Origin of the sequence: Allorhizobium sp. Av2 (assembly GCF_021462805.2) — a bacterium.
Classification (GTDB): domain Bacteria; phylum Pseudomonadota; class Alphaproteobacteria; order Rhizobiales; family Rhizobiaceae; genus Allorhizobium; species Allorhizobium vitis_G.
The window spans coordinates 2,498,225-2,514,219 of sequence record NZ_CP192696.1; the positions used below are offsets into that span (position 1 = coordinate 2,498,225).

The 15,995-nt window shown below is 57.6% G+C and carries 13 protein-coding genes and 1 tRNA gene; 12 read left to right on the top strand and 2 right to left on the bottom strand.

The genetic code is table 11. The features are described 5' to 3' along the window. Window positions 1–122: 122 nt before the first annotated feature. From FS819_RS11920 to FS819_RS11970, 11 genes are all read left to right on the top strand, one after another. Window positions 123–1,442 carry an ABC transporter substrate-binding protein gene (locus tag FS819_RS11920; RefSeq protein WP_156546967.1) on the top strand — a complete coding sequence of 440 codons (1,320 nt, stop codon included), beginning with the start codon at window positions 123–125 and terminating at the stop codon, window positions 1,440–1,442. Between the two features lie 293 nt (window positions 1,443–1,735). Beyond that, window positions 1,736–2,608 (top strand): carbohydrate ABC transporter permease, encoded by an 873-nt coding sequence (locus tag FS819_RS11925; RefSeq protein ID WP_070166617.1) that lies wholly within the window; start codon window positions 1,736–1,738, stop codon window positions 2,606–2,608. A 3-nt stretch (window positions 2,609–2,611) separates the two neighbouring features. Further along, a complete protein-coding gene (locus tag FS819_RS11930) occupies window positions 2,612–3,442 on the top strand; it encodes a carbohydrate ABC transporter permease (RefSeq protein WP_156546969.1) in 831 nt (276 codons plus the stop codon). Window positions 3,443–3,455: 13 nt separating this feature from the next. Next, window positions 3,456–4,469, top strand: coding sequence for an ABC transporter ATP-binding protein (locus FS819_RS11935; protein WP_156546971.1), 1,014 nt, complete (start codon window positions 3,456–3,458; stop codon window positions 4,467–4,469). Next, on the top strand, window positions 4,466–5,242 hold the full coding sequence (locus FS819_RS11940) for an L-iditol 2-dehydrogenase (protein ID WP_156546973.1): 777 nt from the start codon (window positions 4,466–4,468) through the stop codon (window positions 5,240–5,242). The genes FS819_RS11935 and FS819_RS11940 overlap by 4 nt, the downstream gene beginning before the upstream one ends. A gap of 278 nt (window positions 5,243–5,520) precedes the next feature. Beyond that, window positions 5,521–7,008: a mannitol dehydrogenase family protein gene (locus FS819_RS11945; protein WP_156546975.1), complete on the top strand. Its 1,488-nt coding sequence runs from the start codon at window positions 5,521–5,523 to the stop codon at window positions 7,006–7,008. A gap of 11 nt (window positions 7,009–7,019) precedes the next feature. Beyond that, window positions 7,020–7,694: an HAD family hydrolase gene (locus tag FS819_RS11950; RefSeq protein WP_156546977.1), complete on the top strand. Its 675-nt coding sequence runs from the start codon at window positions 7,020–7,022 to the stop codon at window positions 7,692–7,694. A 224-nt stretch (window positions 7,695–7,918) separates the two neighbouring features. Beyond that, a complete protein-coding gene (locus FS819_RS11955; RefSeq protein WP_156546979.1) occupies window positions 7,919–9,490 on the top strand; it encodes an FGGY-family carbohydrate kinase in 1,572 nt (523 codons plus the stop codon). Between the two features lie 224 nt (window positions 9,491–9,714). Next, window positions 9,715–10,911 (top strand): tRNA 2-thiouridine(34) synthase MnmA, encoded by a 1,197-nt coding sequence (gene mnmA / locus FS819_RS11960; protein ID WP_174111885.1) that lies wholly within the window; start codon window positions 9,715–9,717, stop codon window positions 10,909–10,911. Window positions 10,912–11,069: 158 nt separating this feature from the next. Further along, a tRNA-Met gene (locus FS819_RS11965) sits at window positions 11,070–11,146 on the top strand. A gap of 304 nt (window positions 11,147–11,450) precedes the next feature. Then, window positions 11,451–13,628: a TonB-dependent siderophore receptor gene (locus FS819_RS11970; protein ID WP_409050021.1), complete on the top strand. Its 2,178-nt coding sequence runs from the start codon at window positions 11,451–11,453 to the stop codon at window positions 13,626–13,628. Window positions 13,629–13,891: 263 nt separating this feature from the next. Here the strand turns inward: FS819_RS11970 and FS819_RS11975 are convergent, their stop codons facing one another. Together FS819_RS11975 and FS819_RS11980 are read right to left on the bottom strand one after the other, a co-directional pair. Next, window positions 13,892–14,362, bottom strand: coding sequence for a lipocalin-like domain-containing protein (locus tag FS819_RS11975; RefSeq protein WP_156546985.1), 471 nt, complete (start codon window positions 14,360–14,362; stop codon window positions 13,892–13,894). A gap of 2 nt (window positions 14,363–14,364) precedes the next feature. Beyond that, complete coding sequence (locus FS819_RS11980; protein ID WP_234624532.1) at window positions 14,365–15,198, bottom strand: cyclase family protein; 834 nt, start codon at window positions 15,196–15,198, stop codon at window positions 14,365–14,367. 157 nt (window positions 15,199–15,355) lie between these two features. Between FS819_RS11980 and FS819_RS11985 the strand changes: the two genes are divergently transcribed. Further along, on the top strand, window positions 15,356–15,982 hold the full coding sequence (locus FS819_RS11985; RefSeq protein ID WP_156546988.1) for a TetR/AcrR family transcriptional regulator: 627 nt from the start codon (window positions 15,356–15,358) through the stop codon (window positions 15,980–15,982). Window positions 15,983–15,995: the final 13 nt, after the last annotated feature.

Genomic DNA, 15,995 nt, shown 5'->3' on the forward strand with positions numbered 1-15,995 from the left:
GAGTAAAGCGAATGCTCATTAGATCGCGAGTAAGATCAAGGTCTATCGGTTGATTTACCAGTGGCCCGTCGGCAGACCCTCAAGGGGCCTCCGGGTTCCACTTGGTCTTCTGGGAGGAAGAAATGACATTGAAAACACTATTGCTGGGCGCGTGCTCGGTCTTCGCCATGGCTGGCGTGGCCTCTGCCGAAACGCTGACGATTGCCACCGTCAACAATGGCGACATGATCCGCATGCAAAAGCTGACGGATGATTTTACAGCCAAGAACCCCGGCATTGATGTGAAGTGGGTGACGCTGGAAGAAAACGTGCTGCGCCAGAAGGTTACCACCGATGTGGCCACCAAGGGTGGCCAGTATGACGTGATGACGATAGGTATTTACGAAGCCCCCATCTGGGGCAAGCAAGGTTGGCTGGCACCCCTGGACAAGCTGAGTGCCGACAAGGATTACGACGCCGCCGATCTTCTGCCGCCAGTGCGCTCGGGCCTCACCGTCGATGGCAAGCTCTATGCCGCACCGTTTTATGCTGAAAGCTCGATGGTGATGTATCGAAAGGATCTGTTTGAAAAAGCAGGCCTGAAAATGCCGGAAGCCCCCACTTGGGACTTCATCAAGGAAGCCGCCGACAAAATCACTGACAAGTCTAAGGAAGTCTACGGCATCTGCCTGCGTGGCAAGGCTGGCTGGGGCGAAAATATCGCTTTCCTCTCCGCCATGTCCAACTCGTTTGGTGCCCGCTGGTTTGATGAGCAGTGGAAGCCACAGTTTGATCAGCCCGAATGGAAAAAGACCCTTCAGTTCTATGTGGACCTGATGAAGAAGAACGGCCCTCCCGGTGCCTCATCCAACGGCTTTAATGAAAACCTCGCTTTGTTCCAGACCGGCAAATGCGGCATGTGGATTGATGCCACCGTGGCAGCATCCTTCGTGACCAACCCGAAGGAATCCAAGGTGGCTGATCAGGTCGGCTTTGCGCTGGCGCCGGATAATGGACTTGGCAAGCGCGGCAACTGGCTGTGGTCTTGGAACCTCGCCATTCCGGCTGGGTCCAAGAAGGTGGAAGCGGCTGAAAAGTTCATCGCCTGGGCAACCAGCAAGGATTACCTGAAGCTGGTGGCCGAAAAGGATGGCTGGGCCAATGTTCCTCCGGGCACCCGCACCTCGCTTTATGCCAATGCTGATTACCAGAAGGCCGCACCTTTTGCGAAAATGACGCTTGATAGCATCAACGCAGCAGACCCCAAGCACCCCACCGTCAAGCCCGTGCCTTATGAGGGCGTGCAATATGTGGCTATCCCAGAGTTTCAGGGCATCGGCACCGCCGTTGGCCAGCAATTCTCGGCGGCTCTTGCCGGTCAGACCACGGTGGATCAGGCGTTGAAGACGGCGCAGACCTTGACCGAGCGTGAGATGAAGAAGGCGGGTTATCCAAAGAAGTAAGGGGTGAGTGCGGGGGTTACCCCCGCCATCTCGCCCACAATGTACGTCAGTGCAAGCGGCCCCCTCACCCCGCCTCCGCTACGCTCGGCGGACCTCTCCCCGCTGGGGAGAGGAAAACCGAAACGCTGCGGCTCCATCCTTCTTCTCCCCATTCCCTATGTAAAGTGGGGGGAGAAGGTGGCGGCAGCCGGATGAGGGGGCGGCTGGCACTGCGTTACATTGTATCTGGGTCAGATGTGCACCCACTCCACCGAAACAACTAAAACCCCAACACCCCAAGAGGCGCGGCAGACATGGCGACGACCCATACCCATTCCTCGGCCCGATGGATGATGGCCCCTTCGGTTATCCTGCTGTTTGCATGGATGATTGTGCCGCTGGCCATGACCATCTATTTCTCAACTCTGAACTATAATCTGCTGATGCCCGGCGTGCATGACTTCGTCGGCCTGCTGAATTACGAATATTTCCTCACCGATCCGGCCTTCTTTGCAGCGCTGACCAACACGCTGATACTGGTGGGTGGCGTGCTGGCCATTTCCATCATTGGCGGCATTGCGCTGGCGCTGCTGCTGGATCAGCCGATGTTTGGCCAAGGCATTGTCCGCATTCTGGTGATTTCGCCGTTTTTCATCATGCCAACCGTGGCCGCCTTGGTGTGGAAAAACATGCTGATGAACCCTGTCAATGGCTTGTTTGCCTTCGCCTTTCGCGCAGTCGGGCTGGAGCCGCTGGATTGGCTGGCCACCATTCCGCTGTTGTCGATCATCATCATTGTTGCTTGGCAATGGCTGCCGTTTGCAACGCTGATCCTGCTCACCGCCCTGCAATCCCTAGACGAAGAGCAAAAGGAAGCCGCCGAGATGGATGGCGCGGGGCCGATCTCGAAATTCATCTATATCACCCTGCCGCATATGGCCCGCGCCATCACCGTGGTGGTGCTGATTGAGACGATCTTCCTGCTCTCGGTATTTGCCGAAATTCTCGTCACCACCAATGGCGGACCCGGCACCGACAGCACCAACCTGACCTATCTGATCTACAATCAGGCCCTGCTGCAATTTGACATTGGCGGAGCCTCCGCAGGTGGCATCGTGGCTGTGGTGCTGGCCAATATCGTTGCCCTTTTCCTGATCCGCCTCATCGGCAAGAACCTGGAGAGCTGATCAATGGCACGCGCAATTTCAACCAAGCGTAAGCTGACCTTTACCCTCATTGCATGGGCGATTGGCCTGTTGCTGTTCTTCCCGATCCTGTGGACCTTCCTCACCAGTTTCAAAAGCGAGGGCGATGCCATCGCCTCGCCTCCGGTGTTTTTGTTCTTCCATTGGACCACGGAAAACTATGTCGAGGTGCAGGGCCGCTCGGATTATTTTGCCCACTTCATGAACTCGGTGATCATCTCCTTTGGCTCCACGCTTCTGGGGCTGGCCATTGCCATTCCGTCCGCATGGGCCATGGCGTTTTCACCCACCAAGCGCACCAAGGATGTGTTGATGTGGATGCTCTCCACCAAGATGATGCCGCCCGTGGGCGCGCTGATCCCGATCTATCTGCTGTTTCGCGATGGCGGATTGCTCGATAGCCGCATCGGTCTGGTCGGCGTGCTGACCATGATCAACCTGCCGATCATCATCTGGATGCTCTACACTTACTTTAAAGAAATTCCCGGCGAAATTCTCGAAGCCGCTCGCATGGATGGCGCATCCCTGATCAAAGAAATCATCTATGTGCTGACGCCGATGGCGGTGCCGGGCATTGCCTCGACCATGCTGCTCAACATCATTCTGTCGTGGAACGAGGCGTTTTGGACCCTCAACCTCACCACATCAGTGGCGGCACCGCTGACCACTTTCATCGCCTCCTATTCCAGCCCCGAAGGCCTGTTTTACGCCAAGCTCTCGGCTGCCTCCACCATGGCGATTGCTCCAATCGTTGTGCTCGGATGGTTCAGCCAGAAACAGCTGGTGCGCGGACTGACTTTTGGCGCGGTCAAGTAAAAGGAATTTTTCCATGGGCAGTATTCAGCTTAAAAACGTCTCGAAAGCCTTTGCCGAGCATAAGGTTATTCCCGGTATTGATCTGGAGATCAACAATGGCGAATTCGTTGTGTTTGTTGGTCCCTCCGGCTGCGGCAAATCCACCCTGCTGCGGCTGATTGCCGGACTGGAGGACACATCCGGCGGCAAGATTTTCATTGATGGCACCGACGCCACAGACCGCAAACCGTCTGAACGCGGCCTTGCCATGGTGTTCCAGTCCTATGCGCTTTACCCGCATATGAGCGTACGCTCCAACATTGGCTTTCCGCTGAAAATGGCGGGCATGGATAAGGGCGAGATTGACAAGAAGGTCACGGATGCCGCCCGCATCCTAAACCTCACGGATTATCTCGACCGTAAGCCGCGCCAGCTTTCCGGCGGCCAACGCCAGCGCGTGGCGATTGGCCGAGCGATTGTGCGCTCACCCTCGTGCTTTTTGTTTGATGAGCCGCTGTCCAATCTGGATGCGGCGTTGCGCGTCAACATGCGGCTGGAGATCACCGAATTGCACCAGAAGCTGGGCGCGACATCGATCTACGTCACCCACGATCAGGTCGAAGCCATGACCATGGCCGACAAGATTGTGGTGCTGAACAAGGGCAATATCGAACAGGTCGGCTCGCCGATGGATCTCTACCACCGACCCGCAAATCTGTTTGTCGCAGGCTTTATTGGCTCTCCGAAAATGAACCTGATTTCCGGCGAGACCGCTGCCAAATATGGAGCCACAACCATCGGCGTGCGCCCGGAACATGTCACACTTTCCACCACCGATGGCGCGTGGAAAGGCAAGGTGACGATTGCCGAACATCTTGGCTCCGACACCCATTTGCATGTCGATGTTGAAGGCCTTGGCCACCTCACCGCCCGCGCGGATGGCGATTTCACTGCCCGCCATGGCGACACGGTGTTCATCACCCCGGATGAGAGCCGCCTGCATCGTTTCAATGAGCAGGGCCTAAATGAGAAGGAGGCGTCAGCATGACTGGCAGGTTAGACGGAAAATCCGCCCTGATTACCGGCTCGGCTCGTGGCATTGGCCGCGCCTTTGCGGAAGCCTATGTGCGTGAGGGTGCCACGGTTGCCATTGCCGACATTAATATGGAACGGGCATTGGAAACCGCCAAAGCCATTGGCGAAAAAGCCTATGCCGTGCATCTGGATGTGACCAATCAGGCCTCCATTGATGCCGCCATCAAGGCCGTAGAAGAGAAAACTGGCGGCCTCGACATTCTCATCAACAACGCCGCCCTGTTTGATCTTGCGCCCATCGTGGACATCACACGCGAGAGCTATGATCGGCTGTTTTCCATCAACGTGGCTGGCTCACTCTTCATGCTGCAAGCGGCGGCAAAGTCGATGATTGCCCGTGGCAAGGGCGGCAAGATTATCAATATGGCAAGCCAAGCCGGACGGCGCGGTGAAGCGCTGGTTGCGGTCTATTGCGCCACCAAGGCGGCGATTATTTCGCTCACCCAATCGGCAGGGTTAGACCTGATCAAGCATGGCATCAATGTCAACGCCATTGCCCCCGGCGTGGTCGATGGCGAGCATTGGGATGGAGTCGATGCGCTGTTTGCCAAACATGAGAACCGCGCCCCCGGCGAGAAGAAAAAGCTGGTGGGTGAGGCTGTTCCGTTTGGGCGCATGGGGACTGCACAGGACCTCACGGGGATGGCGATTTTTCTGGCGTCAAGTGAGGCCGATTATGTGGTGGCCCAGACGTACAACGTCGATGGCGGCAATTGGATGAGCTGAGATGAGTGATGGTGCGAGTGACATAATGTGTCGTGCGTGGGATTCACCCCCCTCTGCCCTGCCGGGCATCTCCCCCTCAAGGGGGGAGATCCACTTGGAGCACGCCCCTCACCCTCATTACAATGCCGCATCGGCTCTAAGCTACAAAATCAAAAATAGGGCTCGGCATGTCCACACATCGATCTCCCCCCTTGAGGGGGAGATGTCCGGCAGGACAGAGGGGGGTACCCCGGCCTAGCCCCCACCCATTTCCCAAAATTCATTCAGGACCTAACCCAATGACCATAAAACTCTCCCTTTCCACCCTGCCCGACGCCGCCGCCAAGGCTGCCATTCCAACCTACGCCCGCGAGGCCCTCACATCAGGCATTGTCCATTTCGGCGTTGGCAATTTCCACCGCGCTCATCAAGCGGTTTACCTGCATGAGCTGTTCAACCTCGGCAAGGACCTCGATTTCGCCATTGTCGGCGCGGGCGTGCTTCCCTCTGACGCCACGATGAAAGACAAGCTGGCAGGCCAAGACTACCTGACCACGGTGGTGGAACAGGATGTGGCCAAGAGTGCCGCCACCGTCACCGGGCCGATGGTGGATATGATCGCGGCACCGGATTTTGACGGCATCATCGCCAAGCTTGCAGACCCCGCCATTCGCATTGTCTCCATGACCATCACCGAAGGCGGCTATTTCATCGATCCCGCCACCGGGCATTTTGACCCCAAACACCCGGCCATTATGGCCGATGCACAAAACCCCGATCAGCCCAAAACCGTGTTTGGCCTGATCATCGCAGGCCTCAAGGCCCGCCGCGCCGCCAATATCCCACCCTTTACCGTGATGTGCTGCGACAACATCCCCGGCAATGGCGAGGTCACGGAAGCCACCGTGATTGGCCTTGCCAAACTCTCCGATCCCGATTTTGCCGAGTGGATTCACCACCACGTCGCCTTCCCCAATTCCATGGTGGACCGTATCACCCCCGCCACCGGCCCACGCGAAATCGACATCACCCGCGACACCTACGGCATTGATGATGCATGGCCAGTGTTTTGCGAGGAATTCAAGCAATGGGTGCTGGAGGACAAATTCCCGCTCGGTCGCCCTGCCTTTGAAGAGGTTGGCGTGACCTTCGTGGAAGATGTCGCACCCTATGAGTTGATGAAACTGCGCATTCTCAATGGCGGCCATGCGGCCATTGCCTATCCAGCCGCGCTGATGGACATTCACTTTGTCCATGAAGCCATGGAAAATCCGCTGATCCGCGCTTTTCTTGCCAAGCTGACCCATGATGAAATCATCCCGGTAGTGCCGCCCGTGCCCAACACCAGCTTGCAGGATTATGCAACGCTGATCGAGAGCCGCTTCTCCAACCCTAAAATCGGCGATACCATTCCGCGCTTGGCGCAGGATGGATCCAACCGTCAGCCAAAATTCATTCTGCCATCGACAGCGGATCGTCTCGCCAAGGGTTTGGATGTTACCGGACTGGCCTTGGTGTCCGCCCTTTGGTGCCATTATTTCGAGGGCATATCCGATAGCGGCAAGCCGATTGTGTTCAACGATGCCAACGCTGATCGTCTGCAAAAAACCGCCATTGCGTCACGACAAGATCCGCTGCTATTCCTGACGCTGGACGATATTTTCGGCACCGTGGGGCAAAATGAGCTGTTCAAGACGCGCTTTGCAAAGGCACTCTCAAGCCTTCGCACCCATGGCACAGCACAGACCCTGCAAAGCTACATCGATGGGCATCTTGCAGCGGCATAAAGGATAAGATGATGCATGACCCGGCCACCAAGCTGGTGATTTTCGACTGCGACGGCGTGCTTGTCGATAGCGAGCCGATCTCGGTCGAGGTCATGGTGGCCGAATTTGAAAAAGCCGGTGTGGCGATTGACGAGGATTACGTCTATCGCAATTTCCTTGGCCGCAGCATGGCAACGGTAGTGGAGGTGGCCCACGAGGAGTTTTCGTTCGCCATTGGCGACACCTTTCTCACCAGCCTGCGCACCCATCTGTATCGACGCTTTCGGCAGGATTTGAAGCCGATTTCCGGTCTGCATACCGCGCTCGACGATTTGGGCAAGGCGGGCGTTGGCTGGTGCGTGGCCTCCTCAAGTCAGCCGGATCGCATCGCCCTATCTCTCAGCGTCACCGGCCTGATCGAGCGTTTCGAACCGCATATTTTCAGCGCCACCATGGTCAAGAACGGCAAGCCCGCTCCGGATCTGTTCCTCTATGCCGCCGAGAAAATGGGGATCGATCCACACCATTGCGTGGTGGTGGAAGATAGCCCCGCAGGCCTCACCGCCGCCCGCGCCGCTGGTATGCGCGCCTTAGCCTTCACCGGCGGCGGCCATGCGACAGGCGAAAGCTACCACGGCAGCATTGACGCCCTGAAGCCAGACGCCAAATTTGACGTCATGGCCAATCTGGTTCAGTTTGTTTTATGACAGTTTGTTCCAAAATTGCTGTTGGCGTGGCGAAAATGGTGATTTCGAGAACCAGAGCGGAGCGTACTCAAGGACGTGAGCACAAGCATTTCCAGAAAAAGTACGAAGTGGTTTTTCGTCCGGAAATGCGAATGCATCAAGCTCAGCGCAGAAATTGCCTTTTGCAGCCCGTCAGCGGCCATTTTGGGACGGACTGAAAGCATTAGGGCGGAAACAAATTCATCATGCGAGATCATCTGATTGCGGTGGATGTCGGCACCGGCAGTGCGCGTGCCGGTGTCGTGACGCGCACCGGTCGCTTGCTGGCCCGGCGCGAACACCCGATCCTGCTTTCACGCCCAAGCGATGAGCGTGGCGAACACAATTCCCAGGATATCTGGGAGGCCTGCTGCTTCGCGGTCAAGGCAGCCCTTGCCGAGGCCGGTATCGGTCCTGCAGCCATTGCCGGTATCGGTTTCGACGCCACTTGCTCGCTGGTACTGCTTGACAGCAGCGGCCAGCCACTCTGCCTGAATGGGCAAGATGGTTTCGACACCATTGCCTGGCTGGATCACCGCGCCACGGCTGAAGCCGAAGAATGCAGCCGCATCGACCATCCTGTGCTGCACCACAATGGCGGGGTGATATCGCCGGAAGCGGAAATCCCCAAGCTGATGTGGCTGAAGCGTCATCGCCCGGATCTCTGGCAAAGGCTCGGCTCCGCCTTCGATCTCGCTGATTTCCTCACCTGGAAGGCGACGGGCAGCCCGGCGCGTTCGCTCTGCACCCTGACATCGAAATGGACGTTTTTCGGCCACAGCAAACCCGGCTGGCAGCAGGATTTTCTGGATCACGTCGGGCTGGATGATCTGGTGGCCCGCGCAGGCTTGCCCCAAGAGGCGGTTGCTGTCGGCAAAAGTGTCGGTGCGCTCAGCACGAAAGCCGCAGACGCGCTGGGGCTTATGGCCGGAATTCCCGTTGCCGCCGGCATGGTCGATGCCTATGCAGGCGCGCTTGGCGTGCTGGGATCGACGGATCTCTCCGACCCTGACCTCAACCATGTCGCGATGATCGGCGGCACGTCCAGCTGCCTGATTGCGCTCAGGCCCCAGCCCTTTTACGGTTTCAGCCTCTGGGGGCCTTATTTCGGGGCGATTTTCCCCGATCTCTGGCTGGTGGAGGCCGGACAATCGGCAACCGGCGCGCTTCTCAACCATATTGTGCGCAGCCATGCGGAGGGCGGCGAGCCGAGCATCGACAATCATCGCCGCATTATTGACCGGATCGCTGCATTGCGCGCCGAGGAAGGCGCGTCTTTCGGACAGAAAATCAACGTCCTGCCGGATTTTCACGGCAACCGTTCGCCCTTCGCCGACCCAAACCTGACCGGAACCATCTCCGGCCTGACGCTGGATGCTTCGTTTGACGGCCTCTGCCGCCTCTATTGGCGCGCCTGCGTCGGCATTGTGCTTGGCCTGCGCCAGATCGTCGAGACGCTCGGCAAGGACGGTATAGGCCCGCTGCGCCTGCATCTGACCGGCGGTCATGTCAAAAACCCGCTTCTGGTCGAGCTTTACGCCGCGGCAACCGGCTGCGAACTGGTGGTGGCCGACGGCACCGATGCCGTGTTGATTGGCACCGCCATCAATGCCGCCAGCGCCGCCGGGCTTTATCCCGGCCTTGCTGAGGCAGGCGCGGCGATGGCTGAACCAGGGCGGCTTGTAGTGCCGAACCCGGATATGAAAGAGATTTACGACCGTGACTATGCGCGTTTTCTCGCCATGCAGCGGCACCGGGCCGAGCTGGATGCTATCTGAGCGGCAGAAGCCCCACCATAACGGACATGAAAACACCGGTCTTGATTGCACGGCCAATTGTTTCTATATCGGGCGGGAATTGGCTGATAGAATGATAAGCCAAGCTGCATCGTGCAAGCTGCATTGTGAATGATCCGCTTCTTCCTGCCCATGGCGGTGCTCAAGGCCCGCCAGCAGCAGCCGAGAACGGTCTTCTCGCAGACATTTGAGAAATGACGCGCCCCGTGAATACGCTGGATTTTGACAAGAGACCGGAAGATACCCGCGTTGTCGTCGCCATGTCAGGCGGCGTCGACAGTTCTGTCGTGGCCGGAGTGTTGAAACGCGAAGGCTATGACGTGTTGGGCATTACGCTCCAGCTTTACGATCATGGTGCCGCCGTGCACCGGGCTGGGTCCTGTTGCGCCGGTCAGGACATCGACGATGCGCGCCGGGTCTGCGAGACGCTGGGCATTCCCCACTATGTGCTGGATTACGAACAGCGCTTTCGCGACACCGTGATCAATCCGTTCATGGACAGCTATATCGCCGGTGAAACGCCGATCCCCTGCGTGGCCTGCAACCAGACGGTCAAATTCGCCGATCTTCTGGCCACCGCCCGCGAGCTTGGGGCCGACGCGCTGGCCACCGGCCACTATATACGTTCACGCGCCACGCCCCTGCCGAACGATCCGGGCCACCGCGCCCTGTTTCGCCCGATTGATAGCGAACGCGACCAGAGTTACTTCCTGTTTGCCACCACCCAGGAACAGATCGATTATCTGCGCTTTCCGCTGGGCGGCCTGTCCAAGGCCGAGACCCGCAAACTGGCCGAGGACATGGGCCTCGTCGTCGCACAAAAGGCCGACAGCCAGGATATCTGTTTCGTGCCACAGGGCAAATATGCCGATATCATCAACAAGCTGAAGCCAAACGCGGCATTGAGCGGCGATATCGTCCATCTCGATGGTCGGGTTCTGGGCCAGCATGAAGGCATCCTGCACTACACGATCGGCCAACGCAAAGGCCTCGGCGTCGCCACCGGCGAGCCGCTTTACGTCGTTTATCTGGACGCCCGGTCGCGCCGGGTCATCGTCGGGCCGCGTGAAGCGCTGGAAACCCGCCGCGTCTATCTGCGCGACATCAACTGGCTGGGCGACCGCGCCATCGAGGATGAGGCAAGCGGCGGTTTTGCCTGTTTTGCCAAGGTGCGCTCCACCCGTCCCCCTGCTCCGGCCCATCTGCATGCCGATGAAACCGGCATTTATGTTGACCTCGACATGGGGGAAGCTGGCGTTGCGCCGGGCCAGGCCTGCGTGCTCTATTCGGGCGAAGGTGCTGACGCCCGCGTCTATGGCGGCGGCTTTATCGAACGCTCGGAACGCCAGGCCGAAGCCGAGACCTTCCTGAAGGCGCTTCTGGCGGGCGCACAAGCTGCCTAACCGCTTGTTGTCCCAAGGTAAAAGCCGCTTATTGCAAGAGGACTGCCCCCGGCGGTCCTTTTTTGCATTTTGCCTGCTTGACTTTGCAACGACGCTCGCCTTATAAGCCGCCCATCGCTTCGGACAGCTTTCTCGACAAGCAAAAGTCCTTGAGGTGCGGCGGGATAGCTCAGGTGGTTAGAGCGTGGGATTCATAACCCCAAGGTCGGCGGTTCAAGTCCGCCTCCCGCTACCATTCTTCAAAAAACCAGACCTTTAAATATCAGTCATGACTGGTTTTATTTTGCTGACCTTTTTCCATCCCGGCATCTACTTCACTGAGAGTCTGTCAGGTTCAGATTGAGCCAGACAGACTCTAGGTTTTCCCTGAAAACTTCTAAAAGCCATATCTTTTAAAGGCATTTTTAAACAAATAAAACCTTCGTGGATTTGCCAATTTTAAAGTTGACTCCGTTTGTATAGTTCATATTGTCCGCCTGTGACGGAGACGGGATATCTCCTCACGCCGACAGCATGAAGGAAGGCGGAGCATGACGAAAATGACGAAGGGGGCCGGTGGACGCGCGCAGGCTGCGAACCGGACGATGTCCAGACATGGACAATTGCTGCTCGGCAGTATTGCCGGCCTGGCGCTGATTGCCGCCGCCTCGCAAGCCTGGTCGCAAGAGAAAGATACGGAGCTCTCGACCATTACCGTTCAGGGCAAAGCCTCGGCCACCGGCCCGGATGCCAATATCGTCGCCAAGGAGACGACTGTCGGCAGCAAGACCGATACACCGATCATCGACATTCCCCTGGCTGTCTCCGTTGTCACCATGAAGGAAATGGAAACGCGCGGCGTCAGCGACATGCAGGCAGCCGTAGCCTATACGTCCGGTGTGGTTGTCGATGAATTCGGCTCCGACGATCGCTACGACTATTATCGTATTCGCGGCTTCGACACGACGACACTCGGCATCTATCGCGATGGCCTGAGTGCGCGCATTCCCGCCTGGTTTACCGCAGCCCGCACCGAGCCCTACGGCCTGGAACGGGTGGAAGTGCTGAAAGGCTCGACTTCCACCTTGTTCGGCCTCAACGGTCCGGGCGGGATGATCAATGCCGTCACCAAGCATCCGACCGACACATTCCATGCCGAGGTTTATACCACCTTCGGCGACAACCATATCGAAACAGGCACAGATTTTGGTGGGCCGCTCGACAAGGAAGGTGTCTTTACCTACCGCGTCACCGCCAAATGGCAGAATGCCGACCTGGGCTCGGATTATTCCAACGATGACCGCATCTACGTCGCACCGGCTCTGACCATCAGCCCGGACGAGAGCACCTCGCTGACCTTCCTCACCGACTACAACAAGCGCAACACCACACCGGCCCTGGGCTTCCCTGCTGGTCTTGACGTCGACACGACCCGGTTCTACGGCGAGCCGGACTTCAACAAATTCGACACCATCCAGAAGGATGTCGGCTACGAGTTTCGCCACGAGATCACCGAGGGTCTGACTTTCCGGCAGAATGCCCGTTACTCGCATGTGGACCTGGACTATGAGACAGTCTATGGCGCCAGCACGGATTCGAGCGCCAATCGGACGGCCTATGCCGTGGACGGCGTGGCGGATCGCTTCGCCATCGACAACCAGCTGGAATATGACACCAGCACGGATCGCCTCGACAGCAAGACTTTGCTGGGTGTCGACTATTCCTATGACAGCACCCATGAAGTTATTGGCTATGGCTCGGCCCCAGGCATCGACATGAACGATCCGGTGTTCTGCGGTCGCTCCTGTGTGTCTCTCGATCCCTATCTCGATTGGAAGGTCAAGCAGAAGGCGCTCGGTATCTACGCGCAGGAACAGTTGACGCTGGATGACCGCTGGATCCTGACGCTCGGCGGGCGCTATGACTATGTCAATACTACCGCGGATTACCTAAGCCCCGGCACAAATAGCGACTACTTTTCCAAAGCGGGCTCATCAGATAATAATACCTCAGAAGCCTTCACCAAACGGATTGGCTTGAGCTACAAGATCACGCCGGAACTTGCTGCCTATGCCAATTACTCCACGTCCTTCCAGCCGCTGGTGACACCAACCGCCAATGGCTATTCCGTTAGCGGCTCACTGAAGCCGCAGGAAGGCGAACAGTATGAAATCGGCTTGAAATACAAGCCCGACAGTTTCGACGCCCTGTTTACGGTCGCCCTGTTCGACATAACCCAAACCAATGTTCCCTCCAACGTCACCCCCATACTACAGCGCCAGATCGGCAAGGTCGGGGTGCGCGGCGTGGAAGTGGAGGGCAAGGTGGCGCTCAACGACCGCTGGAACATGACGCTTGCCTATTCCTACTGGGATGCCGAGATCAAGGAAGACGGTACCGGCGGCAATGCAGGCAACCGGCCTGAGCGTGTTCCGAGGAACACCGCCTCGGCCTGGGTCGATTATACCATTCCCGGCGATGGCTGGCGCGGCGACCTGACGCTGGGCGGCGGTGTCCGGTATGTCGGATCCAGCTACGGCGATTCGGCCAATACCGTGAAGGTCGATGCCTATACCGTGGTCGATGCGATGGCGAGCTACAAGGTGACCGAAAACGTCACCTTCGCCATCAATGCCAAGAACCTGTTTGACAAGAAATACGTCACCACCACCTATTACGGCAGCTCCTACTACGGCGACCGCCGTACAGTGCTGGGGACGCTTAAATATACCTGGTAACGGCAAGCCTCACCAGAGCACAGCAAACTACAGCGCCGTGCGCCATATATGGCGAATGGCGTTGTAGAGTTTGTCTGGTTCAACTTGACCCTGATAGAGTCCAGGTCCCAATTTGCCCAGGAGAAGCGAACGCTTGCCTCCTCAGGTCAGGACGCCTGATAATCCGCAAGCGTCGCGGATGTGCTTAAGCATTTAAATTGCACTTCGTCATTCAGTCCGGCAAAGACGCTGTACTCGTCCAGCGTCGAGAGGCTACCGTCCTCTCAATTGATCGATCTGACGCGTTGCCATCGCAGCCGTGCCACCTGTTGCTTACCGTCGAGTGGGGTCGGGTCGCCGCTGAGAATGAGCACATTGTCGGATGAGCGCTCTATGTACCGCGTCTGATGCCCGCCAACCCAGTTGGGCAACAAGCTGAATTGCAGATGATGGATAACGATTGCCGTCTGTGGATCGATCGCATAGCGACCTGCATAGGCAAAATAGCTCGTGGCTGCGGCAATCAATTGATCGTCCTTTCCACCCGATATCTCTGGAAAATCATAGAGCTTGCGGTCTGCCGCCATGATCTGCACCGACATCCAGCCATCGGCCGCATAGGATATGTATCCACTGACGTTTGGGCCCATCACGTCCACGACAGTGCCCGCGTCATCCATGCTGGTAAAAGTTTCCAGGGACCACGTGCCCTGGATCCAGTCAGCGAGAGGCGATTTCGAAACTGGTTGGGCCATCGTCACTCCTGAATAAAGGCAACCGCGCGAGTCCAGCCTGCGGAAGCGCCACGGATTTTAATGGGAAAGCACGAGACTTCGAAACCTGTCGAGGGCAGGGTTTCGAGCTTTTGCAGTTTTTCCATATGGCAATAGCCGATGGTCATGCCGGCAAGGTGCCCCTCCCAGATCAGGCTCGTGTCATGGGTCTGCTCATAGCGCTCAGCGGTATACTTGAATGGCGCATCCCAACTCCACGCATCCGTACCGGTGACACGGACCCCGCGCTCCAACAGGTAGAGTGTCGCATCGCGACCCATCCCACAACCGCTGGAGAGATAGCTGAGATTGCCGTAATGGGCCGCCGCCGAGGTGTTGACCAGAACGATATCAAGCGGTTGCAGCTCATGACCAATTCGCGCCAGTTCGGCCTCCACTTCAGCGGCGGTTACAACATGACCATCGGCCAAATGGCGGAAGTCCAGCTTGACACCGGGGCGGCAGCACCAGTCGAGCGGCACTTCGTCTATGGTGATGGCGCGTTTTCCGCCGTCCATCGTGGAGTGGTAGTGATAGGGGGCATCCAGATGGGTGCCATTATGCGTCGTCAGCCGGATCTCCTCGATGGCCCAACCCTCGCCATCGGGAAGATCCTCCGGCTTGAGGCCGGGGAAATAGGCCGCCATCTGCGACGCCATTTCCTTGTGGCCGTGATAGGTGATCTTGGGGTCAAGACCCGGGGGATCGGACGGCACGTCGTTTTCGATCACCATCGAAATATCAACGATCTTTCGGGCGGGCTTTGCTGCGGCCACCGCCGTGGAAGAAGCCGCAAGAGCGCCCATCAGTCCGCCCATGGCAGCCATTATCGTTCTCCGGTTCGTCTTGAATTGTTCATTGTCACCGACTGACATGGGCTCTAATCCTTGTTGCAATTACGTTTCCGCAGACATTGATCTGCGCATTCGATAATTAGGTAGGTCGAACGACCTAATCAATATAGGAGATTGTCACATGTCCGTGAAGAGCATCACTGCGACACGTATTCTGGACGCAGCGGAAGCTTTATTTGCTGACCTCGGGTACGATGCGGTGTCGATCAGAGCGATCACCGATAAAGCCGATGTGCGGCTTAACCTCCTCCACTACCATTTCGGAACCAAGGAGGCGTTGTTCGAAGCCGTGATTGCCCGCCGGATGGTGGTTCTCAACACATGCCGTCAAGACGCGCTCAGCAAGGTCCCAACTGGGATGGGACGTGACATCGTTGCCGAAATTCTATCGGCCTTCGTGCGGCCCTATCTGGAGCTTGCAACCAGTAGCGAAAATGGATGGGCGAGCTATGCAAGGCTAATCGCGCAGATCAGCCAATCGAACCGGCACTTGCCGCTTCTCCAGTCACACATGGACGAGACTGCCCAGCTGTTCATCGAGGCGCTTAATGCTGCTTTGCCACAAGCGCCGCGACATAGTGTGGCGCGGGCGTTCATGTTTACCGCGGCATTGATGGTGTCGGTATTCTCTGGCGTTGCTCGTATAGACGGATTAACAGGCGGCGCGATCACTGGCGGTGATCTTGAAGGCGCAATTGACCCTTTGCTCGCTTATTCCCTTGCTGGCTTCCTGGAAATCTGCGGGTAAAGGCAGGTAAAGC